Raw genomic sequence first — 24,601 nt, 5'->3', positions numbered from 1 at the left:
CTCCGCTAAATATTGAAGAAGTATTCAGGAATTCCGATGATGTACTTCAAATTAAACAGCCACCGCAGCACCATCTTGATCGGAAGCGACGCCATCGCCAGGAGAAGAAATGTCATCACGTGAAACCGGATCGGTCCCAGCGTCTGATAGAAACCCTTGAACCACTTCCTGGCAAGCAGCGGCGGAATCAACAGGAAATATCCGAGTACGATGATGAATCCGAACATCTCGCGAATGAGCGGGTTTTTCGGCAGGCCCGTACCCAGGCCTTTCACCCAGATATACTCCGACAGGTTCACATTCACCAGGGCTTCGAGTTTGTGTATATCCCAGAACTCATATGGCCCGAAGAAATTCCAGTTTGGACCTCTCAAAAACGTCCCGAGGATGACGAGCAGTATCCATAGAATCAGAAATCCAAAGAGAAACGTCGTGATTTCCCAGCGGCGCTCCTTCAGCGTGTAATAGCCGTTGCCTTTCGGATTCGTGTCGATATATGGAATCGCCATCAGCCCGACGATGATGAGGCCGGGAAACACCACGCCCGCAAGCCAGGGGTCGAAATAGACAAGCATTTCCTGGAGGCCAAGGAAGTACCAGGGCGCTTTCGACGGATTTGGCGAACTGGATGGATTTGCCGGCGCCTCGAGAGGGGCCTGCAACGACATGGACCACCCGATGAGGACTACGGTCAGGATGACCATGCAGATGAGTTCGGTATAAACCAGGTCGGGCCACGTCAGAACCTTTTCCGCCGTCTCTTCCTGTTCGATGAGAGGTTTGCCCTCTTCGATGCGCTTATCGTTGCGAACGGCCTCGCGCATTGAGAACCACGTGAAGAACGGCACGAGGAAAAGCATGCCGACGATCGGCACATTGTCCGGCTTGGTCACGACCTTCCGGAAGTTCTCATCGAGAATCGCGCTCAAGATCAGGAAAAGGAACATGGCCGGAAAGAGAATCTTCGCAACTCTGTTGCTGTAAAACTTTGCCGGATACTTGAGTGAAAGCAGCAGCAGGATCGCAGCTGCGGTAATGAGGTAGTACGGCGCAGCGAATGCATTGATGACTTCTTTTATGAACATGTATTCCTCTTTGGAAGCGGGGAAATTGGTGATGCCCCCAGTTTCCCCCTCCTGTCTACAGTGGACCCGATATGCCGCCGTCGCGACGGATACGCCAGAAGTGGATCGCCATCAGGAAACCCGCCACCAGGGGCAATCCGACGCAGTGGAGCACGTAGAACCGGAGCAGGGCGCTTTCTCCGACAAACCTTCCGCCGAGCAGCGCGAACCGCGCGTCGCTCTGATTGTTGATCAGAGGTATATCGCCGAGCTTGAGCAGGGCGGCCCCCGGTCCCTCATTTCCCGCGAAAGGTGTGGCCCTCGCCATATTACTGCCTACGGTGATAGCCCAGATTGCCAGCTGGTCCCAGGGCAGCAGATAACCCGTGAAGCTCAGGAGCAGCGTCAGCACGAGAAGAATGACGCCGACGTTCCAGTTGAACTCTCGAGGCGGTTTATAGGAGCCGGTCATGAACACGCGATACATATGCAGCCACACCGCGATGACCATCGCGTGCGCGCCCCAGCGATGTATTTCGCGCATGATGCCCAGCGGCACCTGTTCGCGCAGATCGCGAATGTCGACGTAGGCATATTCCAGCGTCGGCCGGTAATAGAACATCAGCAGCAGGCCCGTGAACGTCAGCACCAGAAAGAGGAAGAATGTGATTCCGCCCATGCACCAGGTGTAGCGCATGCGAATGCCGGATTTCCGGACCTTCACAGGATGCAGATGAAGAAACACGCTGCCGAGCATGACCAGCATGCGTTTCCGGTCCGAATCGGGAACGCCGACGCGGAAAACGGATCGATAAATCTGGCTGTCCTGGATGTACTCGCCGATCTTGTCCGGCGAGAGAGCCTTGAAGAACTCTTTCAGTCGATCAGTTAGGTTGGCCATATTATTAGAGTTTTAAAAACGCAGCGGGATTGATCCATTCGCCTTTTTCTTCCTGGAACTTCCTGCTCTTATCCACAAGAATCTGCCCATCGTCAGCGAGACTGATGGCGTACCGCTCCAGAGGCCGGGGCGTCGGGCCTTCGAAGTTCACGCCAGTGATGTAGTAACCGCTGCCGTGGCAGGGGCATTTGAATTTCTGTTCGGCCTGCAGCCAGTTCGGCGTGCAGCCCAGGTGCGTACAGACCGTCGAAAGCGCGTAAATACCGCTGGAATTCGCCCACTTGTCGTACGCGGTGCGAACGAGCCAGACGGCGAATTTCTGCTTGAAGCGCTCGTCGACCTGTCCGACCTGATATTCATTAGGGAAGCCGGCTTTGAAGGTTGGAGGTGGTTCGAAGAGTACGTTCGGAAACATGAAGCGGCCGGTTGCAGTAGCTGCAGCGAGCATCGACGCGGTGAACGCGGTCCACGCCAACGTCATCCAGGAAAGGAAGGATCGGCGCGGCATCGAAGCTTTAGCTGCGGGTCCTGCCGGCTTAACGGTTGGTGCCGGTTTTGGCGCCGGCTTCGAGGGAGCGGGTGAGTCTTCTTTACTCATTGGAGCCTCCCGTTAGTTAATAATTACGAAAATTGTTTCAGCGCTTCCAATGAAGCGTTCCTTACAGCCAGGTCAGGATCGCTCTGGCTAAGCGCCAGTATTCTATCCTTTGCAGGCTCAAATTTCAGTATCCCCAGACATTTAACGGCATTAATTAATAATTGGCTTCGCTGGTCCGGCGTGTAGCCGTCCAGCTTGTCTACATAGCCATGGTCGATCAGCTTCATCAAGACATCGGTTCCCGACGCGTCGTTGACCTGAGCCAGCGCGATCGCCGCATACCACCGCACTTCGTCGTTCGTATCGTTGAGCGCCACCTTCAGATTACCTGCCGCTGCCGGATCCTTCAGCGCCGTCAGAACAAACGCCGCCATCTTCCGGATCGCGGGATCATTGCTCGCCAGCCGTTGAACCACCGCCGGCGTTGCCGACTTGTCGCCGATCAAACCGAGAGCCAGCAGTGTGTTCATCTGATTGTCGGTGTCCGCGTCATTGAGTCCTTCTATCAGAGCAGGAACCGCCCGGGGATCGCCCAGATGGCCCATGGTCAATGCCAAGTAGCGGTGAACGCGAGGATCGTCGTCGTGTGCTTTGTAGACCTTGATCAGATCGTTGACAAAATCGGTATTTCGAAGCTTGTCTTTCTGAGTGGAAATGACGTTCGACAGTTCATAAGCCGACTGCCATCGCAGCGTCGAACCGGTCCGGACGTCACTGAGATATTCCTGCGCCGTTTCCTGCTGATACGTGAGATAGCCGAAAAGAAGAAAAATTCCGATGCAAATCGCGATGATGATGAGCGGGAATAAGAAGAATTGAGCGATCAGTAGTGAAGTGGGCTTTTTAACCTCGATCAGTTCGTCGGAATCGGGAATCGGCACACTGGTGCTTTTTGTTTCCATACACAGAACCCTGAAGAATAATTCAGAAAGCGCGCGGGGCACAAGAGGAGACATCGCGGGGAATCTCCAATACGTTTTCCTTATGTGCCTCTTGTGGCTATTCCCTCTTTTTCAAGCTTCTCAATCTCGGAGTCGCTGTATCCCAATCCGCGAAGCACCTGAAGGTTATGTTCCCCGAATTTCGGCGGCGCCTTTTCGGCGGCCCCCGGCGTATCGGACAGCTTGATCGGAATGCCAAGCATCTTCAGGGGACCGTATTCCGGATGGGTCAACTCCACGACCATTTCGCGGGCGCGGATATGCGGATCTTCGAGGATTTCAGCCACCGTATTGATCGGGCCTGCAGGAATGCCGACTTTCGACATGGCTTCCATCACCTCGCTCCGCGTCATCTTCGATACGACGCGATTGATCATCGGCCGCAATTCGCCGTAATTGGCGAGCCGCGCTTTCATCGATTCGAATCGGGCGTCATGGGCCATTTCCGGAAAACCGAGCACTTCGCAGAAGTTTTCCCACTGCTTCTGGTTCGTAACGGCGATATTCACGAAGCCGTCTGTCACCTTGAAGGACTCGTACGGGACGATTGAAGGATGCCGCGTGCCCGCCCGCCTGGGAGAGCGTCCGGTCGACAGGTAAATCAGGGCATGATAGGCAAGGGTGGATACCATACCGTCAAGTAAACTGACATCAACGCGCTGTCCCTTGCCGGTTTTATGACGCGCGAGCAGCGCCAGGCAGATCCCATTAAATGCATACAGGCCTGCGACGATATCGGCCAGCGATGCGCCAAGTTTGGCCGGCGGGCCGTCCGGAAATCCCGTAAGGTCCATCATTCCAGACTCACCCTGGGCGATCACGTCATAGCCCGGCCGCTCGCGATACGGTCCGGTCTGGCCGAAGCCTGAAATCGAACAATAAACGGTCCTGGGGTTGGCCTTCGCGACGGCCTCGTATCCGAAACCCAGCTTGTCGAGGACGCCGGGCCGGAAATTCTCGACGATGACGTCGGCCCGCTCGATGAGTTTCCATAAAATTCGCCGGCCGGCTTCCGCCTTCAGGTTCAGGCCCAGACTCTTCTTATTCCGATTAACTGCTAGAAAATACGTGCTGATACCGCCGATGAACGGCGGTCCCCACTGGCGGCTGTCGTCGCCCAGAGGCGGCGGCTCTATCTTTATTACTTCAGCGCCCATATCGGCCATGAGCATCGTGCACACCGGACCCGACAGGATTCGCGACAGGTCTACAACAAAGAGGTCTTCGAGAGGTTTCATCCTGCGCCAGCCTATCAACTTTCTAGACCGTCCACAGCGGCGTTTTGCGAAATGCGGTACCGGCTTGCCGAAAGCGTTACGAAAAGTTTCGTTTCCGGGGAAGCCTTCGCCAGAATGCCCGTCATTCCTCGAAATTCGGCGTTGGCCGATGAATTGCTCAACACTGGCGCGGGATTTATGCTAATAGGCGGCTACAAACAAGATCAGGCCTGGAAAACGACGTCGTACCCCGTTCCAGTGCCCACCAGGAGCGGGTTCCGTTGGAGGGCCTCCGCGCTTCGCGGACTCCACCGATGGTCCAGCCGCCCATTGGCCGGACATCCTGCCACCGTCGTGGTTCCGGCTCTCTATAATCTCATGCCCGCCGAGAACCTGGCCCTGGGCTGGCTCAACGAAATCGATGCTCTTGCGACGATCCGGCAGCGGATGATCTGCGCCGCCAAAATCACCGGCTGGGATGTTTTCACGTTCCACACGCTGCACAACGCCGATCACTACTTCGACACAACGATCGGCGCGGTCCGCGACACGTGGATAAAGGAAGGCAACCTTTCGCCTGCAGCGCATTACGAAACCAAACGGCGGTTTGGAAAGCCGTACGACTATCACCGGATTCATGCGCGCCTGATCGAGAATCTCGTTTTTCAGTCCGCGTTGCTGGATTGGGTCGGCCACCGTGCTGCAAAAGTGCCCCTGCGTTTTCACGTGATCGGAACCGCGCTGTTGTCCGCGCTCGTGTCGGCTGGTTCGATTTCGTTCGCGAGCGCCGTGAATTCCGCTCTGAAATTCGGCGCGCGCTGGGACGAAACACTCCGGAATTCCGGAAGCGCGCGAACGGAAGATGAAGCCGGATGGGCAGGGTTCCAGCAGATTCGCCAGCTGATCGAAGGCCATTCGTCGTTGTCGCTTGCGGCCGCCCGGGAAGACCTGCCGTCGCCGGATGCTCCATCGCGTCCGTTCTCGTATTCCGCGACAGCAACGGACGAACCTGTATTGATCAGCACCGCGGCCGACGCCGCGGCGGCTCTCCGGACGTTGAATCTGTCGTCGTGGGCGTTTACTTCGAAACCGGCCCAGACTGCGAACGAAAGGGCCCGGGGCTGGCTCATCAGTCCGCTGCATCCGATGGCGGCGCAGTGCAAGTGGAGCGTTTCGAATTATCTTCTGGCCACGCCTGCATCCGTCGAGTTGTTTCTCGACCACGTCGCGCCGATCGGGGTGGCGCCTGCGCTGCAGCTCTCAGTCGAGCCGATTCAAAAGCGTTTCCGGCTGTCGAGAATGAAGGTTACCGGTCCCTGATTGGTCAGCTCGATTTCCATCATTGCCTGAAACACTCCTGTCGCCACCGGGATCCCAGACGTCTCAACTTCTTTCACGAACAGCTCGTATAGCGGCTTAGCCATGTCCGGCGGCGCCGCCGGATCAAATGACGGCCGCCGCCCGCGCCGGCAATCGCCGAGCAACGTGAATTGGGATACAGCGAGAATCTGCCCGCCCGTTTCGGCGATCGACCGATTCATCTTTCCCGCCTCGTCCTCGAAAATCCTCAACTCCACAATCCGCCGCGCCAGCGCCGTGGCGTCTTCCGCCGTGTCTTCCTTCTCGACGCCGAGCAGGACAAGAATGCCCGCGTCGATGCGAGAGTGCTCCGCACCGCCAATCACGACCCTGGCGTTCGATACGCGTTGAATGACAGCTCTCATTTCCCCGCGTGCAGCGCTTTCAGGAATCTATCCTGGACCATTCGATCCATCTGACGGATCGGCTTCGAACCCAGCGGGATAATGGCTTTGGCCATCGATGCGTGTCCGCCGGCAGAGCCGATTCCCCCGAACGCTTCCTTCAGGACGCGCCCCGCCGACCGGACATACCCGACGTTGCGAACGGAGATGATGTAGTTCGAGTCGAACACGCCGCTGACGAACGCCCACTCGATGCCTTCGAACGACAGACTGAAATCCGCCATCTGCGGAATCAGGTCGTCGCGCTCGACGCGGCCGAGATTCACAAATGCCACGCGATCAATCACGCGGCGGTTTTTCAACGCCACACTCAAGGCATCGAGCGCAGCCGGCGGCAGCTCGGGCCGCTCGATGCGCCGCATCAGATTTTGATTGGCAAGCTGGTACAAATATGAAAACGCGAGCACATCCCATTCGTTGACTTCGCGCGAGAGGGCGAAGGTGTCGCTCTTGATCCCGTACAGCATCGCGGTGCCGAGCCGGGTTCCGATGCTGCTGTTCGAGCAGAGAAGATATTCGAGCAGAATGGTCGACGTCGCCCCGTAATTCGGCCGGATGTCCTTCAAATGGCTCTGATAGTTGAACTGTTCGGGATGATGATCGATCACCAGATCGATCTCGTCGGGAGGGTTCGAAAGATGCGGCGGCTGAAGGTCCACCACCGCGATATGGTTGAAGTCCTTGATCGTATCCTTCGTGATTTTCTCGATCTCGATCTCGAGCAGCTTCACCATGGCGATGTTTTCGGGCCGCGTTACGCGGCCGAATGAGCCGAGCGGCGCGGTCTGCTTGTTGCGGCCGAGCACCTGCCGGAGCGCGAGACCGCTGGCTATGGCATCGGGATCCGGATCGTCCTGAAGCAGAATCAGGACGGATTCGGCGCCTTCGAACTGTGCCTTGACCTCCTCCACAATGCGCGTCGTGCGGGCCAGCCGGATGTGCCACCGGAAATTCGATTCGAGCAGCTCGGGCACCCCCACAAAATGCGCAAAACTTTTGTATTTTTCGGGGATACGCTCAGGTTGGGATGTGATGACAAGGGTAGGGACTTTTCGCGGTTCGCGGCCGACAGCTTCCAGGATTCTCGTAAGCGTTTCAGCATCTTCGGACTGCGCCACAACAAAATCGGCAGAATCCGTGTCGATGTGATCCGGCTTTAGAAAGACTGCGCTGTTACCCGTCCCGTTAAAATACTGCTTAAAAAGAGTCGCGACAAACTCGTCCTCGACGTAAAAGACCGATTTCAAGGGAGGCTACCCCAAGAAATGATTCTACATTAGTTCGCCTATCAATCCCGCGACGATCGCTGCCCGGGCCGGCAGCGACTCGATCTCCACCCACTCATCGGCAGCGTGCGCCCCGCCGCCAATCGCGCCCAGGCCGTCGAGTGTTGGAATGCCCAGCGCGGCCGTGAAATTCCCGTCCGAAGCCCCGCCTGTGGAGTCTTCTTTCAAATCGATTCCGATCTGCGCGGCAAGCGTCCGCGCCAGGTTGAACAGCTTCGCGGTGTCGGTGGTGCGCTCCATCGGCGGCCGGTTCATCGCGCCGTGGATTTCCAGCCGCGCTTCCGGCAGGTGCGGTGTGAGACTCCTGATCGCTGCGACGAGCCTTTCCGCTTCCTCCATCGATGTCACGCGCACATCGATTTCGGCGGCCGCTTCAGCCGGTACGACATTGGATCGGGTTCCGCCCTGCACGACACCGACGGTCACCGTGGTACCGCACCGAATGTCGGTCATCTTCTGCAGCTTCAGGATCTGATGCGAAAGCTCCTCGATCGCGTTCACGCCTTTCTGCGGATCGATGCCGGCGTGCGCCGCCCGTCCGATGGCTTTAAGCGTGAATCTTCCGGAACCCTTGCGCGCCGTCTTCAACGCGCCGCCCGGAAGCGCCGGCTCGAGCACCAGCACGGCCGCGCACTGGATGGCCTCGCTTTCGATCAACGCGCGCGACGATGGACTGCCGGCTTCCTCGTCGCTTGTAAGCAGAATGGTCACGGGGCTGTCTTTCAATACGGCAAGCGCCATTCGCATCAGAACAATCCCCGATTTCATATCGAACACCCCGGGGCCGAGAGCCTGCCCACCTTCGATCTTGAACGGCCGTCTGGCCAGTTCTCCCGCGGGCCAGACGGTATCGGTGTGTCCGAGCAGGAGCACCCGATTTCGGGACGCACCCGGAAATTTCAGGCGCAGGTGATTGCCGAATTTTTCTGCCGGGATGATGGTGACGTCGCCTCCGGTAAATTGTTCACTGACAAATTGAACAAATTTATCGGTGAGTGCTTTGTCGAGACTCGGCGATTCCATCGAAACCATCCGCTCAAGCAGAAGCACGGCTTCCGGGAGCTGCTGGCGGCATCTGGCGAGGAGGTCTTGCATAGGAAAAGAATAGCTGCTTTCCGATTAAAAAGAGCGCTGCGCGAGCATCTATGAAGTTCGCGACGCTTCCATTCCCCTCCTTTTCAAGGAAGGGTGGCGCAAAGCGCCGGGGTGGTTAGTTACGAACCGCGAAGCGCACCTTGTTTGTTGATGGAAGTTACCAACCACCCCGTCTGCGCCTGCCAAAGAACGGACCATTTTATTGACGGCGCAGCCACCCCGCCTTGGAAGGGCGGGGAATGTTGCGCTCCTCCCATAGCTCACTTCCTAAAAGTGGCGCAGCCACCTTACAGATTTCCGCGCAGCGCTCCGAATGGTATCGTTCCAATGCAATGAGACTGGCCATCCTGGGAACCCGCGGCATCCCGGCCAATTACGGCGGGTTCGAAACCTTCGCCGAAGAACTCGCCACCCGTCTGGCCGCTCGTGGCCACGACGTGACGGTCTACTGCCGCTCGAACAACATCCGCTATCCGGACAAGACCTATAAAGGCGTACGCCTCACCATTCTTCCCACGATCGGCACAAAACACCTCGACACCGTCGCGCATACCTTCCTCTCCGTGCTTCACGCGCTGCCCCGGCGGTTCGATTGCATTCTCATGTGCAATGCGGCGAACGCGATCTTTTGCGTCATTTCGCGGCTCGGCGGAACATCCGTGGCATTGAATGTCGACGGTATCGAACGGCTTCGAAAAAAGTGGGGTCCGGCCGGCCGCGCCTATTACCGCCTCTCGGAGCGGCTGGCGACGCTGATTCCGAATGTCGTCGTCACCGATGCCAACGTCATTCGCGATTATTATCTGAAAGAGTACCGCACGCCGTCCGTCATGATCGCGTATGGAGCGCAGTGCGAGCGAGTTGAAACCACGGCTGTGCTCGACCGCCTGGGCGTGAAGCCCCGCGAATACTTCCTCTATGTCAGCCGCCTCGAGCCGGAGAACAACGCGCACATCGTGACCGAAACATTCGAGAATGTTCGGACGAACATGCCGCTTCTCATCGTCGGCGACGCGCCATACGCGCACGACTATATCGAGCGCCTGAAAAGCACACGCGATCCACGCATCCTGTTTCCGGGCGCGATTTATGGAACGGGATACCGCGAGCTCCAGTCGCACGCTTACGCGTATATTCAAGCGACCGAAGTGGGCGGCACGCACCCCGCGTTGATCGAAGCCATGGGCGCCGGCAATTGCGTCATCGCCAAAGACACTCCTGAAAATAACGAAGTGCTCGGCGACGCCGGGCTGTTCTTCGATGATGCCGCCACGCTTCGCCCGCAACTTGAACTGACTTTGTCTGACCCGGCGCTCGTGGAGAGGCTGCGCGCGGCCGCCCGGTCCCGCGCCAAAGCTCGCTATTCCTGGGACGCCGTGACGGACGCGTACGAAAACTTATTCAGAGAGCTTGTCGTTTCTGGTTAAATTGACCGCATATCAGATAACAATAGTGCTGTATGCCCGCAAATTCTGAGGAACAGGCGGCGGATTGCGATCTCTGCGGCACCAAGAACCCGCGCTTCGTCCTGAACTCGCCGGGCCTCGACGGGCCGCTCGTCGAGTGCGTGAGCTGCGGTTTCCGCTACGTCGGATTGCGGCGGTCTAATCTTGTATTCGGAGCCGATTCCGGTTCCGTAACCACGCAAAGAGTTATCCAGGCTAATGAAAGTTTCCGGCAGTTGTCCGGAACTGAGGAGCACCGGCTCGGACGTTTGAACGCGCAGTGGCGGCTCGACCTCATGCAGCAGTTCAAGTCCGGCGGCAAACTGCTGGAGGTCGGCTGCGCGCGGGGCGATTTCCTGGACGTCGCGAGCAAGTCATTCAATGTTTTCGGCGTCGAGCCGAATCCGGATCTGGCGGCGGATTCGCGCCGCATTGCGCCGCTCTTTGAAGGCGTGATCGAACGCGTCCCGTGGAAGGACTTCGACGTGGCTGCCAGCTTTCATGTCATCGAACACGTCGATTCGCCGCGCCGTTTCATCCAGGCGATGGCGGAACGGCTGAAACCGGGCGGCCTGCTCGTGATCGAAACACCGAACATCGCGTCGCTTCCATTCACGCTCCTGAAGTCGCGCTGGCGCCAGTTCATTCCCGAGCACTATTTCTTCTTCGATCCGAAAACCATTTCGCGGCTTTTTAAAGATCATGGCCTTGAAGTGCGCCGCGTGAAAAACATCGGGAAGCACGCCAGCGCCGGGCTGGTCCTCAACCGGCTGTCGCGATATTGCCGTTGGCTTCCACAGACAAACGGCTCCTCAAGTCTGACATTCCGCATCAATCCAATGGACATCATGCTGGTTTTTGCGACGAAGAAGCCCGCATGAAGACGACGGCTGGTATTGTGAACTGGAATTCCGGACGCCACCTCCAGGCCTGCGTAGAATCGCTGCTCGGCGAGCCGGATCTGAAGATTCTCGTTTTTGATAACGCGTCGCAAGACGATTCGCTGGATTTTGCCGGCCGGGAATCCAGCAGGGCTCAGGTTGTCCGCAGCAGCGAAAATCGCGGGTTTGCCGGCGGCGTCAATGAGATCCTCCAGCGGGCAGAAACGCCATATGTCCTCATTTTGAATCCAGACGTGCAGGCCGCCCCAGGTTCGATTCGGTTGATGGAACAGTTCATGGACACTCATCCCCGCGCTGCGGCCATCGGCGGCTATGCCGGAGAGAAATATCTTCCCCGTCTTCTCCCCACGATGTGGACTCTCCTCCGTGAAAATCTCGGCCTGCCTGTAGGCGCGGTCTATGACCGCGCAGGGGATTTCATTCAAGTCGAGCAGGTCGCGGCCGCCGCCATTATGATCCGGCGCGAGATCTCCAAAGGAACTCTAATATTCGATCCCGGCTTCTATCCCGCCTGGTACGAAGACGTGGACTTCTGCCGCCGTCTCCAGCGCGACAACTGGGAAGTCTACTTCGCGCCGGAGGCCAGGTTCGCCCACGCCGGCGGCTACAGCGCGAAGGCGATGGGGAGCGGCCGGTTTGTGGATGCGTACTACCGGAACCAGGTCCGGTATGCGCAGAAATGGTTCAGATGGCATGAAGTCCTTGCTGTCCGGGCATCTGTTGCTGCCGGTGTGATCGGCCGGATGATCGCGCGGCCTTCGAATCTTCCCGGCTATAGCAAGGTTCTGTTCGGAGCGCTGATCGGATGGTGAAGGTCGCCGTCAACATCGTCACGTTCAACAGCGCCGGCGATATCGCCGCTTGCCTCGAGAGCCTGCGCTTGCAAACGTTCACGGACGTCGCCGTTCACATTTTCGATAATGCCTCCAGCGACGACACGCTGAAGACCGTTGAGCCGTTCGACGTTCAATATCTCATGCGCTCGCCCGTCAATACGGGTTTCTGCAAGGCGCACAACGAACTGATCGGGCGCTTTGAGTCCGAATACGTTTTGATTCTCAACCCCGACACCGTCCTGGCCCCATCATTCATCGAGGAACTGGTACGCGCCCTGGATGTGCGGCCCGATGCCGCGTCGGCGAGCGGCAAGCTGCTGCGCATGGATGGAAAGATGATCGATTCCACCGGCATCATCATGTTCCGCGAGCAGCGGCATCTCGATCGCGGCGCCGATCAGCCGGATTCGGGGCAGTTCGATCAACCCGAAGACATCTTCGGCCCGAGTGGCGCCGCGGCCATGTACCGGAGGGCTGCACTCGATGCGGTTGTGATATCCGGCCAGTATTTCGACGAAGACTTTTTTGCCTATCGTGAAGATGCCGACCTGGCCTGGCGTTGCCGCCTTCTCGGCTGGACTTCGATTTATGTTCCGTCCGCCGCCGCCCGGCATCGCCGCCGCGTCACCCCGGAACGCCGCAGCCAATTACCGAAACTGATCAACTACCACTCAGTTAAAAACCGGTTTCTGCTGCGCTTGAATAACATCAGCGGCCGCCTGTACCGGCGCGATTTCTGGCCGATCACGAAGCGCGATCTCGCCGTCATCGGCTTTGTGTTTTTAAGGGAGTGGTCCTCGATCCCCGCATTCTTCTACCTCCTTCGCCATCTCCCACGCCTGCTCCAAAAGCGGAAATCTATTCAGCGGCGTGTGAAGGCCGATCCTTCGGAATGGTTTCGATAAGGCATTGCATGAAAACCGGCTGAGATGGACATACCGTCCCTGCTTCCGATATTTTGATCGCCGCTTGTGCGCAGTTTCACGGAGCAAACTCTACGAGAAGTAGCCGCAGATGACGCGGATGACACAGATGGGCGCCCATCCGTGCCATTCGCGTCACCTGCGGCCCAGCGGTTATCCGGTTATGTGCACATGAATGTCACCGGATCACTCCAGTCGGTGTAGCCACCGGCTTTCGCCAGCGACCGCGTCTGGAATGCGTACGCCGTTCCCGGTGTCAGACCACTGAGCGTGACGGGCGTTCTCACACCCGTCAACGTCAATGTCGTCCATGCCGGAGCGGCGCCGTTGTTGCTTTCAGCGGCATAATGCAATTCGTAGCTGACGGCTTTGGGAACCGCCACCAGTCGAATGACAATCTGCCCGCTGTGGGCGCCGTGATTGATGCTGCGGATGTACTGAGTCAGTGCCGGCGATTTCGTCCTGCTCGTTGACGCAGGCCGGAAACCGCTGGACTGGAAAATCGCCATATCGTCTTTACATGTCACTTCGACATAGCGTCCCAGCAGCCGCAACTCTTTCACAACAACTTCCCGCTGTTTGGCTTTCTCGGCGATGACCTTCTTACTTCCATCTCGAGCTTCGGCCATAAGCGCCGATAGCGTCGCGATATCCGTCTTCAGGGTCGCCAAGTCGACCGGCAGATTCGAGTAATTCGAATTCCCGGTCAAAGCGGTCTGAACGGCCGTGGCAGTCGTGACGATGGTACCGTCCGGCTCCGTGCCGTACGCTTCGTACGGTTTGATCGTTTTGGTTTGCGACATAGGCTCTCACCCCCCTTCGTTGTCAAAATTTGAGGCCGGATTATTTGGCCCCATACTATGTAAATCGCCGGCAAACGCAAAAAGTACTAAACTGCCTGGCATCTTTTTACGCATCGGCCGCGGAATTTTACAAATGCCCGCGGAAAGCGAACGTGATGGAGGGTCTAAGCCTGAATCTGGATTTCGAAGCCTGCATCCGTCGCATGCAGACCTGAATCTGAAATTCCAAGCCTGTATCCGTCGTATTCAGGCCTGAATCTGAAATTCCAAGCCTGCATCCGCCGTATTCAGGCCTGAATCCGGAATTCCAAGCCTGCATCCGTCGCATCCAGGCCTGAATCTGGAATTCCAAGCCTGTATCCGTCGCATTCAGGCTCGAATCTGAAATTCCAGGCCTGTATCCGTCGTATTCAGACCTGAATCTGAAATTCCAAGCCTGTATCCGTCGCATTCAGGCTTGAATCTGAAATTCCAGGCCTGCATCCGTCGCATTCAGGCCTGAATCCGGAATTCGAAGCCTGCATGCGCCGCATTCAAGCCTGAATCTGGAAATCCAAGCCTGCATGCGTCGCATCCAAGCTTGAATCTGGAAATTCAAGCCTGGATGTGCCACATGCAGGCCTGGATTTCAAAGTCCAAGCTTGCATCTCGCAGATCCATGCTTGGAGTCGAAAATCGAAGGCTGGATGCGTCCGCACCTTTATTTAGTGTTCTGCGGGCGGAAGCTTGTCAAGAATGCGGTTCAGCAGGCGCAGCGCTTCTTTCTGGAAGGCTCTGGCGTCCTGATGCAGTTGGTCGCGTTCATCGAGCCGCCGCGACTCGATCGCGAATACATCGGCGGCCCAGGACTGAAATTGGGCGGTCGACTTCGTTACTTCCATCAAGAATTCGTGATCGCGCTCCTGGCGTCTGGCAAAGTCCTGCTGCCGGTTGCCCAATTCTTCCAGCCGCAGCCTCAATTCCTCCATATGGACGGAAAAATTAGCGGAATGCTGAATGAGGAATTCAATCGTGTTGTGGATTTCTTCAGGTGTCATTCGTGTCTCCCGGAGCCGCGGGGCAGTGACAATATAGCGCGGCCGACAGGAATGGCCCAGGTGAAAAAAATCGGAAGTTTGCTTTGCTCGGTGAATCGGAGCCAAGGGTGTCGGAAGAGTGCGGGAAATAAAAAAATCCCCTGCGGTTGCCCGCAGGGGATTGAGGTTCGAGCGGCGGGCCGCAGCCCGCTGCCATTGTTAGAAGTTGAAACGTGTGTTCAGAATGAAGCTTCGCATGCCACCGTTGCCGCCGGTGTTCAAGCCGCTGCGTAGCGACGTGATGTTGCCGAAGCTGGTGGATTCGATGCTCGCCGTCGGATCGGAGAAGTTCGGATGGTTCAGAACGTTCACGATGTCGACGCGAAGTTCGATGTTTTTGCTTTCAGCAACCCGGATGCTCTTCTTCATGTTCATATCGAGGTAAAGCGCGCCCGGTCCACGGAGGCTATTCTGCTGGACGTTCCCTTTTGTTCCAGGAGCAGGGTTGACCATCAAAACGTTTCCGTTTGGATCGACCACAGCCCTGTTGCTTAACCCGGCGACCAGGCCATTGCAAGCTGTTGTGGCTACGCAGCCGGGTGTAACCTGAGCGAAGGTCGGGTCCGGAATCGTCGAATAGCCGTTGAAGTATGTCACGCCTGAAGCGATCTTCTTGAGACTGCCAGCCGGGTTGGCACCGACGAGAACCGGGCGGCCCGCCTCATTGCTGCTGAAGGGGTCCACCGAAGTCGTGAATGACACGGGGCCGCCGGTGACATAGTTGCCAATGCCGCCGACTTGCCAATCGCTGACAATTCTCTGCGCCCAGCCGGGAGCGTTGCCCAAAAGGGCTTTGCCCGTGCCGAAAGGCAGTATGTAGGTTCCGCTGCTGCTCAGCTGGCCCGCGTGGTCAACAGTCTGCAGGGTCTTCCAGTCCGAGCGTTGCGCGGGATCCACAAAATTGCCTGCGCCCATCGCTTTACTCCAGATGAACGAGGTTGTATTGGTGAAACCCTGAGTCAGGCGGCGGGTAACCTGCAGGTTCAGGGAGTGATAGGTTGAGTTCTGATCATTCTCCTGGAAATTCACCGACGAGTATTGCGGGTTTGGCACCAGATAGTTGTCCGGGAAACCGGCATGGCGGAGGATCTGTCCGGAACTGGTTGTGCCGCTTCCTGTATACGCCAGACTGGTGTTGATCGAATTGATCAAAGCACCGTAGCTGCCATTCGCAAGGAACGGCCGGGTCGTCGTATTGGTCCGAAGAATCTGTGCGCCCGTGCACGTCGTTCCATTTACGACGCACGTGCCGGTGAGGCCGACGCCATTGAACAACTGATTCAAGAGCGGCGAATCGCCGCCGGCGCGCGCTGCGTCAAAGGCGCTGAACAGACCAAAAGCATTGGCTCTCTCATACAGCGCGTAGTCGTTGTTGTTCACCGTGGCCCAAAGCTTCGTGCCTTTGGTTCCTACGTAGCGAATTTCAACGGTTGTGTTTTTCGCAACTTCGCGCTGGACTTCAATGTTCCAGTTTTGAGTGTACGGATTGGTGTAGTTGTAGGTTGTGATTCCCAGGGTTCGTGCCGTCGGCGTCACCGGGAACGGAGATGTGGTCGGCGTGCCGGCCGGGAACGGAATCGGCAGCTGAAGGTTGGCGAGCGTCGTGTTCGGAGTGCCCGCACCCGCCGCAGGAGCGTTCCAGGTTATTCCGGAGCCGCCGTTGATGAGGTTGATGCCGGGAACGGTATTGATAACGCCGTCCACCGTGATGAAGTTGCGGAGAGCGCCTTCATACGCAATGGCATATCCGGCCCGCAGAACCGTCTTGCCTTTCCCGAACCACGGCAGGTCATACGCAAAACCTAAGGCCGGTGCAAAGCTGTGGTAATCATTTCCCTTGAGATTCACGCCGACGTCGGGATGTGTCGAGTTCTTTCCGACAAACTGCACCTGAGCCAGATTGGTGCAGCTTGTGTCGCCCGGTCCGGGAGCCGGAATATCAGCGATCGGAGTGCCGGGGGTGCTGGCGCAGTTCACGTTGAAGAACGCGTTCTGATCGCCGACGACGCGCGCCGCGAGGCCGTTATGCTCGTAGGGCTGGCCGTAATATTCCCAGTGAACGCCCAGGTTGACGGTCAGAGCCGGACGCAATTTCCAGTCGTCCTTGAAATACGCGCTCATTTCGTTCTGATAATTCCAGTGGCGGTTGTTGGGAACAATCGGCGTCGGCTGAAGCGCTGTGTTGGTTGCGCTGAGGATGCCGAAAGCTTCATTGATGGTATTGATCTGGCCGGCCGTGTCATAGATAAAATTTTTGGCCAGAGTCGCGTTGTTGGTCGAGAGTCCGGTGAATCCGCCGCCCGCAGCCGAACTGTCCAGGGTGAGCGGGTTGTTGCCGCCGCCCAGGGCTGCGACAGGAGTGATGTTGGGGTCGTTGAATCCGTTCGATTCCGTGCGGCGCCATTCCATACCGCCCTTGAACGCGTGCTTTCCTCTGGTCCAGCTCAGATCATCTCCAATGGACCATCGGGGGTTGATACCTTCACGCCATCGGCCGAATCCGCCCTTGCTGGCAAAAGGCGAAATACCAGTGGCGAACATCGCATTATCACCACCGATCGGGATGCCGTTCGCGTAGTAAAGCAACGACCGGACCTGCGCGCCGAGCGGTGTGCTCTGGTCCGCGGCGCCCCACTGCCAATTGTCGGACCCGCTTTTGCCGAGGCGGAGTTGGTTCAACATGGTCGACGAAAGCGTCGAACTCATCTGAATCGTGTAGACCACCGGCCGCTTCACCGCCAGGCCGCTGAATGCCAGAGGCCAGGCGCTCAATCCTGCCTGAGAAGCCGTGCCCCAGGTGTGTTCGTTGGTGGCGATCAAACTCAACTTGTGGTTCGAATTGAAGTTGTGATCGATGCGCGCATTGTACTGATCGCGGTTCACCTCGTCGCTGTTTCCGTTCGTCTGATCGAAACCATCTTGACGGCGAACGAAGTTGATAATAGCGGTGTTGAGACCGTCACCTGTCAGGGTTCCAGCCGAAGTGAACTGGTTGGGGGACGGCATGCGGCTGAATTCCTGTTGCATGAACGCAACTGTCGATGGAGTGAGCGGATTGCTGTACGGTTTGCAGTTCGCTACGGGTGCCCCGTTAAAATTGCAGGAACCAAACAGGCCGATTGCCGCGAGCGGGCCCGTGGCGCCGCCAGGCATGATTGGGTTTCCGGAAATATCAACACCTGGCTTGGCGTTCGACGCATTGGTGTTATCAACGCCGGGCCAATACCGGAAAATCCCGGCCTTTGCCATATCGGTCCATGTCAGACCGGTCGCCGCGACTTTTTTAAAGTCGCGCTGACCATCGAACAAGAGGAAGAAGAACGTCTTATTCTTGAAGATGGGACCAGCGAGGCGAGCCGTATAAAGGTTGCGGTTGTCATAGCCCTTGGCAACGCCGTTGCGGTTGTTGAACCAATCGTTGGCGTCGAGCGACGAATTGTGGTTGCTCCAGGAGAGGCTGCCTCTGTATGCATTTGTTCCGGAGCGCGTGATCATCTGCACCTGGCCGTTACCGCGCGACGTTTCAGCGTCCACAGGCGCCACGACAACCTTGACTTCTTCAACGAGATCGGGACTCGTATACACCGTGGACCAGGCGCCGTTTTCATAGCGGCCATCGTTCACGTTGACGCCGTTCAGTGTGGCGTTGACGTCGCCGAGACGTCCGCCCGCCATATATCCGAACGTGCCGCCCGAATCGCGTTGTACGCCGGGAACGTTCTCAACCACGTTGAGCACGTTGCCGGTCAGAGCAGGTAGTTCTTTGAGTTTGTAGTCCGGAAGGACGGTGCCGATCGAGTTTGACGTGGTGGCCATAACCGTGTCCGCGGCTACCGTCACTTCGACCTGCTGTCCAGCCGCGGCAGCGACCTGCAGTGTGAAATTGAGCGTAATCTGTTGCGCTCCACCGAGTGTGACGCCGGTGAACGTCTGGGTTTGGAACCCGGGGAGTTCCGCGCTGACCTTGTAAGTTCCCGGCTGCAATGCAGGGAACTGATATGCCCCGGACTCATTGGTTACCGTCGTTGATGCAATACCGGTTCCCGTATTCGTTGCAGTAACTGTCACGCCGGGAATCAATGCTTTCGACGCGTCGGACACGGAGCCGCCTACTACGGCATTAATACCTTGTCCGAACGTGTATGCAGAAAGCACGCACAGCACAAACGTGGCTAGTGCGTACGTAAACTTTTTCGACATCTACCATCCCTCCATTTGCTTCTTGCTGGAGCCGCGAACCTATATATGTGCCAAACCGGTGGGTCAAAGAAATCGAGGCCCTGAATTGTCTCCAGCTTGTCATTTTTTTTTAAAGCCTGTTCACACTTTTGAAACACTCAAAAGTGTGAAAACTCTATACCAGCGATATTCGATCGTCAAGCCTGAGAGCCACGACTGACGTGGATTCCAGGCGATCGTTCCTTATGTTTTATTTACGCTACCGTATTGCATTTATAATTACGGATTGAGTAAGCTGGTCACGCATTAAGCCATGTTCGTCACGAAGAAATACCTTTCCCGCCGCACCTTCCTGCGGGCTACCGGCGCCGCTTTGGGTCTGCCTTTCCTGGACTGCATGGTCCCGGCACTGACCGCTCAGGATAAGACCGCGCTGAACGCCGCTCCACGAATGTCGTTCGTCTACATGCCCCATGGCGCGATCATGGACCAATGGACGCCGAAGAAGGAGGGCGCGTCCTTTGAATTGACGCCTATTCTTCAACCGCTCAAAGCCTTCCGGGATCGGATGATCGTCGTTTCAGGCCTCGCGCATGCCGCGGCCGACACCTCGGCGGTCCATTCCTTGAGCCCGACAACCTGGCTGAGCGGAGTGCGGCCGAAACCGACGCAGGGAACCGACGCCCTGGCCGGCGTCACCGCCGATCAAATCCTCGCCCGGCGCATTGGAAACTCGACCCTGCTGCCGTCCGTCGAGCTCGGGACCGAAGACCGCTCCGGGATGGTGGGTTCCTGCGATCGCGATTACGGCTGCATCTATATGAACGCAATGTCGTGGCGCACCCCGACGACGCCGCTTCCCATTGAGATCAATCCGCGGCGGGCGTTCGACCGGATGTTCGGACAAACCGGACGCAGCAAGGAAGACAGCAGCATCCTCGACGCGTTCAAGGACCAGGTGGCCGACCTTCAGAAGAACGTCGGGGCCAGGGACCGGGCCGCCGTCGGCGACTATCTCGACAGCGTGCGGGAGATCGAACGGCGGATACAGAAAGTCGGGACCGAACAGGCTGTGATCGCCGATCCGGCTTTGTCCGCGCCTCCGGCCGGCATTCCTTACTCCTACGAAGAACACGTGAAGACCATGTATGACCTGCTGGTCCTGGCCTATCGCGCCAACGTCACCCGCGTTTCGACCTACATGGTCGCGCGTGAAACCAGCAACCGCGCGCTTCCGCAGATCGGTGTCCCGGATGCCTGGCACGAGATATCGCATCATGACGACCTGCCCGAGGCGATCAAGAAGAACGTCAAGATCCAGATCTACCAGGCCGGGTTGTTCGCGCAGTTCCTCGAAAAGTTGCGGTCCACTCCCGACGGCGACGGTTCACTGCTCGACCATACAATCGTTCTGTTCGGCAGCAACATGAGCAACAGCAATGTCCATGATCACTTCCCGCTGCCGAACCTGGTCTTCGGCGGCGGTTTCAAGGGCGGCCGGCATATCAAATTCCCCGATCGTACGCCGATGACGAACCTGCTCCTGACTTTGATGGACAAGGCCGGGGCTACTATAGATAAGCTTGGTGACAGTAGCGGCCAATTGGAACTTTAATACTATTGGAGATTGGAGATTGGAGATTGGAAATTGGAAATTGGAAATCCGATCGCCAATCTCGAATTTCGAATCTCCAATTTCCGATAGGTCTTCTCCTATCTTTCTTCCTCGCAGGCTCCCTGTTCGCCGCGCCGCCCGAGACCCGCAAGAATTCCAAGGATCACCAGACCTACGTTCACATTCCTGCCGGCGCGTTCCGGATGGGCTGCTCCGACGGCGATAAAGAATGCTACGAAGATGAAAAGCCGCCGCACATGGTTCAAATCAGCCATGACTTCTGGATCGGCCAGACCGAAGTGACGGTCGCCGCTTTCCAGATTTTCGGGAGCACGAACGCCGTCCGGCTGGCCGGCGAGCAGACGAATCCGAAATTCCCGGCGATGTCGATGACCTGGGAAGAGGCCGACCGATATTGCAAGTGGGCTGGCGGCCGCCTGCCCACTGAAGCGGAATGGGAATACGCCGCCCGCGGCGGCACGGCCACTGTTCGTTACGGCGAACTGGACGCGATCGCCTGGACCAGCGTCAACAGCATGCACGCCGTGCACGAATCCGCGCAGAAGAAGCCCAACGCCTACGGCCTCTACGACATGCTCGGCAACGTCTGGGAATGGACCAACGACTGGTACGGATCCAAATACTACGAGAACAGCCCGGCGGTCGATCCCATGGGGCCGCCGGCAGGCGACACACTCGCCTTTCAAGGCCAGACTCTGCCCACCAGAGTTCTGCGCGGCGGCGCCTGGATCGGGAAACCGGGTGTGGCCCGGGCGTCGTATCGCTATTGGTTTATTCCAACCTTTCGGGTGGCGAATATCGGGTTCAGATGCGTGTTGGAGAATTCGCGGCTAGAATAGATCCTATGGCCGAGAAGATCATCGGTAGCCTTCTCTACGACAACCACCCGATCCCCAAAAAATCGCGGGCTCTGAAGGAACGGCTGAAGGTTCCTTTCTGGATCGCACTGGTTTTGATATTCATCAGCGGCATGCTTTACAAGTTCGCCAACTTTCGGGAGGAGCGCGCGGTGCGCCAGTTCATGGCACAGGTCGAGGGCGGAAACCTCGACGGCGCGTATCAGTTGTGGGACGCCAGTGGCCGTTACTCCATGAAAGACTTTGATCAGGATTGGGGCAAGGACGGTTACTACACGAAAGGGATGCACGACGCGCGCGTGGTGGACTCGAACAGCAAGGGCACTTCGGTGGTAGTGTATCTCGGGATCGACTCGCTGAAGAGTCCGCTCGCGTTGCTCGTCGATAAAGACACACTTAAAATTTCGTTTTCACCTGTCAGCAAATATCCGTCGCCATGATCGTTCTGTCGCTCGCTCTATTTTTGCTGCTGGGGAATGTCGACGTTGATGTGGTGACGATGCCGCTAACCAATGACGTCAAGGTGGTGCTGGCGCCTTCAGGCCGGGTCGAACTGAAACGCGAAGGAACCGTGTCGCATGTCCGCGTGGACATCGATCGCGTCGGCCCGCCCGCCAACGCGGCTCCTGCGATGAACACATACGTGGTGTGGGCTGTATCTCCGGAAGGAGCCTTCGACAACCTCGGCGAGCTGGATGCGGGCGGAGGGAAAGGCCAGTTCAGCGGAACGACGCGGCTGACCGAATTCGGCCTGCTGATTACCGCCGAACCTCATTACATGGTCGATCGTCCGAGCGCGACCGTCGTCTTCCGCACTCAGAATTCCCTGGATCCCCGCCGCAAGACCACCTCGATTCCTGTCGGCGCTTATGATTACTCCATGCTGAAACCGATCAGCGGAGCCGGTGTCCACGCCTCGGTGACCCAGGCCCGCACCGCGTTCCAGATTGCGCAGCTCCTGGGAGCCGATCAACTCGCGCCCCAGGAATTCCGGAACGCTCAGGTCGCCATGGGTTCGCTGCAGGAACTCCTGATGCGCGCAGCGCCGCTCGACATTATCTGGCCGACGGCGAACGAAGCGATTCGATGGTCGGAGAAGGCGGCGGAAGTCGCGAGGGGGAAGAAAAATTAGGGCCAATAGTTATCTGCTCCTGATTATTCCCGCATAAAACTCCTCAATCTTCGGAATAACTTTCCGGACATCGAAATTTCGCTCCACATGCTCGCGTGCTTCCGCGTCCAACTTGCACGTCCGAATCGCATGCGCGAGTGCATGGGAATTGCGCGGCGGGATGAACGTTCCCCTTAACACATCCGCCGGTCCCGTCCCTACCACCGGCACACCGGCCGACATCGCTTCGAGCGTTACAATACCGAACGGCTCCTGCCATGACGGAACGATCAGGATATCGATCGCGGCGAAATAATCCGGCAGCGTGACGAATCCCGCAAAGGCGACAGGCAGGCCGCTCGATTGGCGTTTGAGCTTCTTGATGTAAGAGGCCTCGCCTTCCCCGGCAATGATCAGCTGAAACTCACCGCCGAGTTCGCGCATGGCTTCGACGGCGTCGTCGTGTCCCTTGTGCGGCGAGATCTGTCCGATGAGCCCGATCCTCACGGGCTTGTGAGACGGGTGCGGCCGGTAAGCGAACTTCTGAGTGTCGACCCAGTTGGGAATGACCACCGAACGCTTCGGCTTCAACGGTTTCAGGGTTTCGAGAATTTCGGCTGTCGGCGCGATCCAGCCGTCGACGCGCTTGTACAGAATGCTGCGCCGCACCGGGTACAACAGATGACGCGTGAAGATAACCTTCACGCCCCGGATCCCCAGGGCGGCTGCCGCGACCAGCGGATAATCTCGCGCGGCATGAGCATGGACGATGTCGATGTCTTCGTGCTTGAGGATTGAACGGAGTTTCAGCGGCGTCAGCGGAATGTCCGGATTCAGCGGGCCGCCGCGGCGTCCAGCCAGAAAAACTTCGTGACCACGGCCGCGGAGCGCGCGCGTCAATTGGAGGACATGGGTTTCTCCGCCGCCGAGGCTTCGCGCCGAATTAACCTGCAAAATGCGCATCGCGGGCTTCGAAGTCCGACACGAGTTCGGCGCGAGTGACCGTCGCCGTGCCGACTTTTCCAACAACGATGCCGGCGGCATGATTGGCGAGAATTGCGGCTTCTTCCATCGCCGCGCCGCCGGCTCGAGCGAGAGCCAGGGCGGCAATGACGGTGTCGCCCGCACCCGTCACATCGAACACTTCGCGGGCGAATGTCGGCAGGTGATGCGAGCTTGCATTGCTGAAAAGCGACATGCCTTCCTCGCCCCGCGTAATCAGCGCATATTCGCAAGCGAATTTCTGCAGGAGTTTGCGTCCGGCCTCTTCGAGGCGCGGCTCGCTGTCGATCGCCATGCCGGTGAGAAGCTCCGCTTCGCGATGGTTCGGTGTGATCAGCGTAATCGGGCGATAGTAATCGGCGTGATGGACTTTCGGATCGAGAAAGACGGGGATTCCCTCGCTGCGGGCCATCGGCAAAATTGCGGCCATCAGATCCGGATTGACGACGCCTTTGTCATAGTCCGAAACGATGACGGCGGCGGCTTCCGGCAGAAATTGCGTGAACAGCATTGCCAGGTCGGCATTCAATTCGGCGGAAAGAGGTTTCCTGCTTTCCCGATCGGCCCGGACAACCTGCTGGCTGTGAGCCAGGATGCGCGTCTTCAGCGTCGTCGGCCGGTCGGCGCGGACCAGCCCATGGGTTTCGATCCCGGCTTTTTCGAGCAGCTCGCCAATGCGATCTGAGGCGGCATCGCGGCCCACGATTCCGATAGGAATAGCCTTTCCATCGAGCTCCTGAATGTTCGCGGCGACGTTGCCCGATCCGCCCAGGCGATATGTTTCATCCACCACCTCGACGACTGGCACCGGCGCTTCCGGCGAAATACGGCGCACCTTGCCCCAGATGAATTCGTCCAGCATGACGTCTCCGACGATCAGGATGGTCTGACCGGAGAAGCGATTCAGGATTTCTTCAACGCGGGTGCGATTCATATCAGTTCTTAGCCGCAGATGACGCGGATGAC

General features: G+C 57.8%; 22 protein-coding genes. 9 read left to right on the top strand and 13 right to left on the bottom strand.

Going from position 1 to position 24,601, the window contains the following annotated elements:
• Nucleotides 1–5: 5 nt before the first annotated feature.
• The 5 genes from VGK48_01345 to VGK48_01325 form a co-directional block, all read right to left on the bottom strand.
• Entirely contained in the window at nt 6–1,085 is a 1,080-nt protein-coding gene (locus VGK48_01345; protein ID HEY2379801.1) for a hypothetical protein, read from the bottom strand.
• 55 nt (nt 1,086–1,140) lie between these two features.
• On the bottom strand, nt 1,141–1,965 hold the full coding sequence (locus tag VGK48_01340) for a cytochrome b N-terminal domain-containing protein (GenBank protein HEY2379800.1): 825 nt from the start codon (nt 1,963–1,965) through the stop codon (nt 1,141–1,143).
• Nucleotides 1,966–1,969: 4 nt separating this feature from the next.
• A complete protein-coding gene (locus VGK48_01335) occupies nt 1,970–2,563 on the bottom strand; it encodes a ubiquinol-cytochrome c reductase iron-sulfur subunit (GenBank protein HEY2379799.1) in 594 nt (197 codons plus the stop codon).
• Nucleotides 2,564–2,586: 23 nt separating this feature from the next.
• Nucleotides 2,587–3,465: a HEAT repeat domain-containing protein gene (locus VGK48_01330; protein ID HEY2379798.1), complete on the bottom strand. Its 879-nt coding sequence runs from the start codon at nt 3,463–3,465 to the stop codon at nt 2,587–2,589.
• 80 nt (nt 3,466–3,545) lie between these two features.
• On the bottom strand, nt 3,546–4,742 hold the full coding sequence (locus VGK48_01325; protein ID HEY2379797.1) for a CoA transferase: 1,197 nt from the start codon (nt 4,740–4,742) through the stop codon (nt 3,546–3,548).
• 309 nt (nt 4,743–5,051) lie between these two features.
• Here VGK48_01325 and VGK48_01320 point away from each other — a divergent pair, with 309 nt between their 5' ends.
• A complete protein-coding gene (locus tag VGK48_01320) occupies nt 5,052–6,041 on the top strand; it encodes a hypothetical protein (protein HEY2379796.1) in 990 nt (329 codons plus the stop codon).
• Here VGK48_01320 and dtd read toward each other — a convergent pair.
• Genes dtd through VGK48_01305 form a run of 3 tightly spaced genes read right to left on the bottom strand, consistent with a single transcriptional unit; the run spans nt 5,996 to nt 8,865 of the window.
• Nucleotides 5,996–6,445, bottom strand: a complete 450-nt coding sequence (dtd, locus tag VGK48_01315; GenBank protein ID HEY2379795.1) for a D-aminoacyl-tRNA deacylase — start codon at nt 6,443–6,445, stop codon at nt 5,996–5,998. The genes VGK48_01320 and dtd overlap by 46 nt on opposite strands.
• Nucleotides 6,442–7,731 (bottom strand): DHH family phosphoesterase, encoded by a 1,290-nt coding sequence (locus tag VGK48_01310; protein HEY2379794.1) that lies wholly within the window; start codon nt 7,729–7,731, stop codon nt 6,442–6,444. Before VGK48_01310 ends, dtd begins: the two co-directional genes overlap by 4 nt.
• A gap of 24 nt (nt 7,732–7,755) precedes the next feature.
• Complete coding sequence (locus tag VGK48_01305) at nt 7,756–8,865, bottom strand: M20 family metallopeptidase (protein ID HEY2379793.1); 1,110 nt, start codon at nt 8,863–8,865, stop codon at nt 7,756–7,758.
• A gap of 332 nt (nt 8,866–9,197) precedes the next feature.
• Between VGK48_01305 and VGK48_01300 the strand changes: the two genes are divergently transcribed.
• The 4 genes from VGK48_01300 to VGK48_01285 are packed head-to-tail and all read left to right on the top strand — an operon-like array spanning nt 9,198 to nt 12,953.
• Nucleotides 9,198–10,292: a DUF1972 domain-containing protein gene (locus VGK48_01300; protein ID HEY2379792.1), complete on the top strand. Its 1,095-nt coding sequence runs from the start codon at nt 9,198–9,200 to the stop codon at nt 10,290–10,292.
• Nucleotides 10,293–10,324: 32 nt separating this feature from the next.
• Nucleotides 10,325–11,191 (top strand): class I SAM-dependent methyltransferase, encoded by an 867-nt coding sequence (locus VGK48_01295; GenBank protein ID HEY2379791.1) that lies wholly within the window; start codon nt 10,325–10,327, stop codon nt 11,189–11,191.
• A complete protein-coding gene (locus VGK48_01290; protein ID HEY2379790.1) occupies nt 11,188–12,024 on the top strand; it encodes a glycosyltransferase family 2 protein in 837 nt (278 codons plus the stop codon). The genes VGK48_01295 and VGK48_01290 overlap by 4 nt, the downstream gene beginning before the upstream one ends.
• Nucleotides 12,018–12,953 carry a glycosyltransferase family 2 protein gene (locus VGK48_01285; GenBank protein HEY2379789.1) on the top strand — a complete coding sequence of 312 codons (936 nt, stop codon included), beginning with the start codon at nt 12,018–12,020 and terminating at the stop codon, nt 12,951–12,953. Before VGK48_01290 ends, VGK48_01285 begins: the two co-directional genes overlap by 7 nt.
• A gap of 179 nt (nt 12,954–13,132) precedes the next feature.
• Here VGK48_01285 and VGK48_01280 read toward each other — a convergent pair whose 3' ends face one another.
• The 3 genes from VGK48_01280 to VGK48_01270 form a co-directional block, all read right to left on the bottom strand.
• The gene (locus VGK48_01280) at nt 13,133–13,774 is read right to left on the bottom strand and encodes a fibronectin type III domain-containing protein (GenBank protein ID HEY2379788.1); all 642 of its coding nucleotides are present in this window, start codon (nt 13,772–13,774) and stop codon (nt 13,133–13,135) included.
• A 704-nt stretch (nt 13,775–14,478) separates the two neighbouring features.
• Nucleotides 14,479–14,811, bottom strand: a complete 333-nt coding sequence (locus VGK48_01275) for a hypothetical protein (GenBank protein HEY2379787.1) — start codon at nt 14,809–14,811, stop codon at nt 14,479–14,481.
• A 198-nt stretch (nt 14,812–15,009) separates the two neighbouring features.
• Nucleotides 15,010–19,050 carry a carboxypeptidase regulatory-like domain-containing protein gene (locus VGK48_01270; GenBank protein HEY2379786.1) on the bottom strand — a complete coding sequence of 1,347 codons (4,041 nt, stop codon included), beginning with the start codon at nt 19,048–19,050 and terminating at the stop codon, nt 15,010–15,012.
• 292 nt (nt 19,051–19,342) lie between these two features.
• Here VGK48_01270 and VGK48_01265 point away from each other — a divergent pair, with 292 nt between their 5' ends.
• Genes VGK48_01265 through VGK48_01250 form a run of 4 tightly spaced genes read left to right on the top strand, consistent with a single transcriptional unit; the run spans nt 19,343 to nt 22,654 of the window.
• The gene (locus tag VGK48_01265) at nt 19,343–20,644 is read left to right on the top strand and encodes a DUF1552 domain-containing protein (protein HEY2379785.1); all 1,302 of its coding nucleotides are present in this window, start codon (nt 19,343–19,345) and stop codon (nt 20,642–20,644) included.
• A gap of 26 nt (nt 20,645–20,670) precedes the next feature.
• Entirely contained in the window at nt 20,671–21,504 is an 834-nt protein-coding gene (locus VGK48_01260) for a formylglycine-generating enzyme family protein (protein ID HEY2379784.1), read from the top strand.
• Nucleotides 21,505–21,509: 5 nt separating this feature from the next.
• Entirely contained in the window at nt 21,510–21,962 is a 453-nt protein-coding gene (locus tag VGK48_01255; GenBank protein ID HEY2379783.1) for a hypothetical protein, read from the top strand.
• Nucleotides 21,959–22,654, top strand: coding sequence for a hypothetical protein (locus VGK48_01250; protein ID HEY2379782.1), 696 nt, complete (start codon nt 21,959–21,961; stop codon nt 22,652–22,654). Before VGK48_01255 ends, VGK48_01250 begins: the two co-directional genes overlap by 4 nt.
• Nucleotides 22,655–22,663: 9 nt before the next feature.
• On the opposite strand, the gene VGK48_01245 is transcribed toward VGK48_01250, so the two are convergent.
• Together VGK48_01245 and rfaE1 are read right to left on the bottom strand one after the other, a co-directional pair.
• Nucleotides 22,664–23,596: a glycosyltransferase family 4 protein gene (locus VGK48_01245; GenBank protein HEY2379781.1), complete on the bottom strand. Its 933-nt coding sequence runs from the start codon at nt 23,594–23,596 to the stop codon at nt 22,664–22,666.
• Complete coding sequence (gene rfaE1 / locus VGK48_01240) at nt 23,577–24,569, bottom strand: D-glycero-beta-D-manno-heptose-7-phosphate kinase (GenBank protein HEY2379780.1); 993 nt, start codon at nt 24,567–24,569, stop codon at nt 23,577–23,579. The genes VGK48_01245 and rfaE1 overlap by 20 nt, the downstream gene beginning before the upstream one ends.
• Between the last annotated feature and the right edge of the window lie 32 nt (nt 24,570–24,601).

The organism is Terriglobia bacterium (assembly GCA_036496425.1).
Taxonomy (GTDB): domain Bacteria; phylum Acidobacteriota; class Terriglobia; order 20CM-2-55-15; family 20CM-2-55-15; genus 20CM-2-55-15.
Note: the sequence above shows the minus strand (reverse complement) of the source record. Positions and strands in the feature narration are given on the sequence as shown.

Excerpts from the sequence above, each read along its gene's own strand:
- VGK48_01345 (HEY2379801.1), bottom strand. The coding sequence starts at position 1,085 with ATGTTCATAAAAGAAGTCATCAATGCATTCGCTGCGCCGTACTACCTC.
- VGK48_01340 (HEY2379800.1), bottom strand. The coding sequence starts at position 1,965 with ATGGCCAACCTAACTGATCGACTGAAAGAGTTCTTCAAGGCTCTCTCG.
- VGK48_01335 (HEY2379799.1), bottom strand. The coding sequence starts at position 2,563 with ATGAGTAAAGAAGACTCACCCGCTCCCTCGAAGCCGGCGCCAAAACCG.
- VGK48_01330 (HEY2379798.1), bottom strand. The coding sequence starts at position 3,465 with ATGGAAACAAAAAGCACCAGTGTGCCGATTCCCGATTCCGACGAACTG.
- VGK48_01325 (HEY2379797.1), bottom strand. The coding sequence starts at position 4,742 with ATGAAACCTCTCGAAGACCTCTTTGTTGTAGACCTGTCGCGAATCCTG.
- dtd (HEY2379795.1), bottom strand. The coding sequence starts at position 6,445 with ATGAGAGCTGTCATTCAACGCGTATCGAACGCCAGGGTCGTGATTGGC.
- VGK48_01305 (HEY2379793.1), bottom strand. The coding sequence starts at position 8,865 with ATGCAAGACCTCCTCGCCAGATGCCGCCAGCAGCTCCCGGAAGCCGTG.
- VGK48_01300 (HEY2379792.1), top strand. The coding sequence starts at position 9,198 with ATGAGACTGGCCATCCTGGGAACCCGCGGCATCCCGGCCAATTACGGC.
- VGK48_01295 (HEY2379791.1), top strand. The coding sequence starts at position 10,325 with ATGCCCGCAAATTCTGAGGAACAGGCGGCGGATTGCGATCTCTGCGGC.
- VGK48_01290 (HEY2379790.1), top strand. The coding sequence starts at position 11,188 with ATGAAGACGACGGCTGGTATTGTGAACTGGAATTCCGGACGCCACCTC.
- VGK48_01285 (HEY2379789.1), top strand. The coding sequence starts at position 12,018 with ATGGTGAAGGTCGCCGTCAACATCGTCACGTTCAACAGCGCCGGCGAT.
- VGK48_01280 (HEY2379788.1), bottom strand. The coding sequence starts at position 13,774 with ATGTCGCAAACCAAAACGATCAAACCGTACGAAGCGTACGGCACGGAG.
- VGK48_01275 (HEY2379787.1), bottom strand. The coding sequence starts at position 14,811 with ATGACACCTGAAGAAATCCACAACACGATTGAATTCCTCATTCAGCAT.
- VGK48_01270 (HEY2379786.1), bottom strand. The coding sequence starts at position 19,050 with ATGTCGAAAAAGTTTACGTACGCACTAGCCACGTTTGTGCTGTGCGTG.
- VGK48_01265 (HEY2379785.1), top strand. The coding sequence starts at position 19,343 with ATGTTCGTCACGAAGAAATACCTTTCCCGCCGCACCTTCCTGCGGGCT.
- VGK48_01255 (HEY2379783.1), top strand. The coding sequence starts at position 21,510 with ATGGCCGAGAAGATCATCGGTAGCCTTCTCTACGACAACCACCCGATC.
- VGK48_01250 (HEY2379782.1), top strand. The coding sequence starts at position 21,959 with ATGATCGTTCTGTCGCTCGCTCTATTTTTGCTGCTGGGGAATGTCGAC.
- VGK48_01245 (HEY2379781.1), bottom strand. The coding sequence starts at position 23,596 with ATGCGCATTTTGCAGGTTAATTCGGCGCGAAGCCTCGGCGGCGGAGAA.
- rfaE1 (HEY2379780.1), bottom strand. The coding sequence starts at position 24,569 with ATGAATCGCACCCGCGTTGAAGAAATCCTGAATCGCTTCTCCGGTCAG.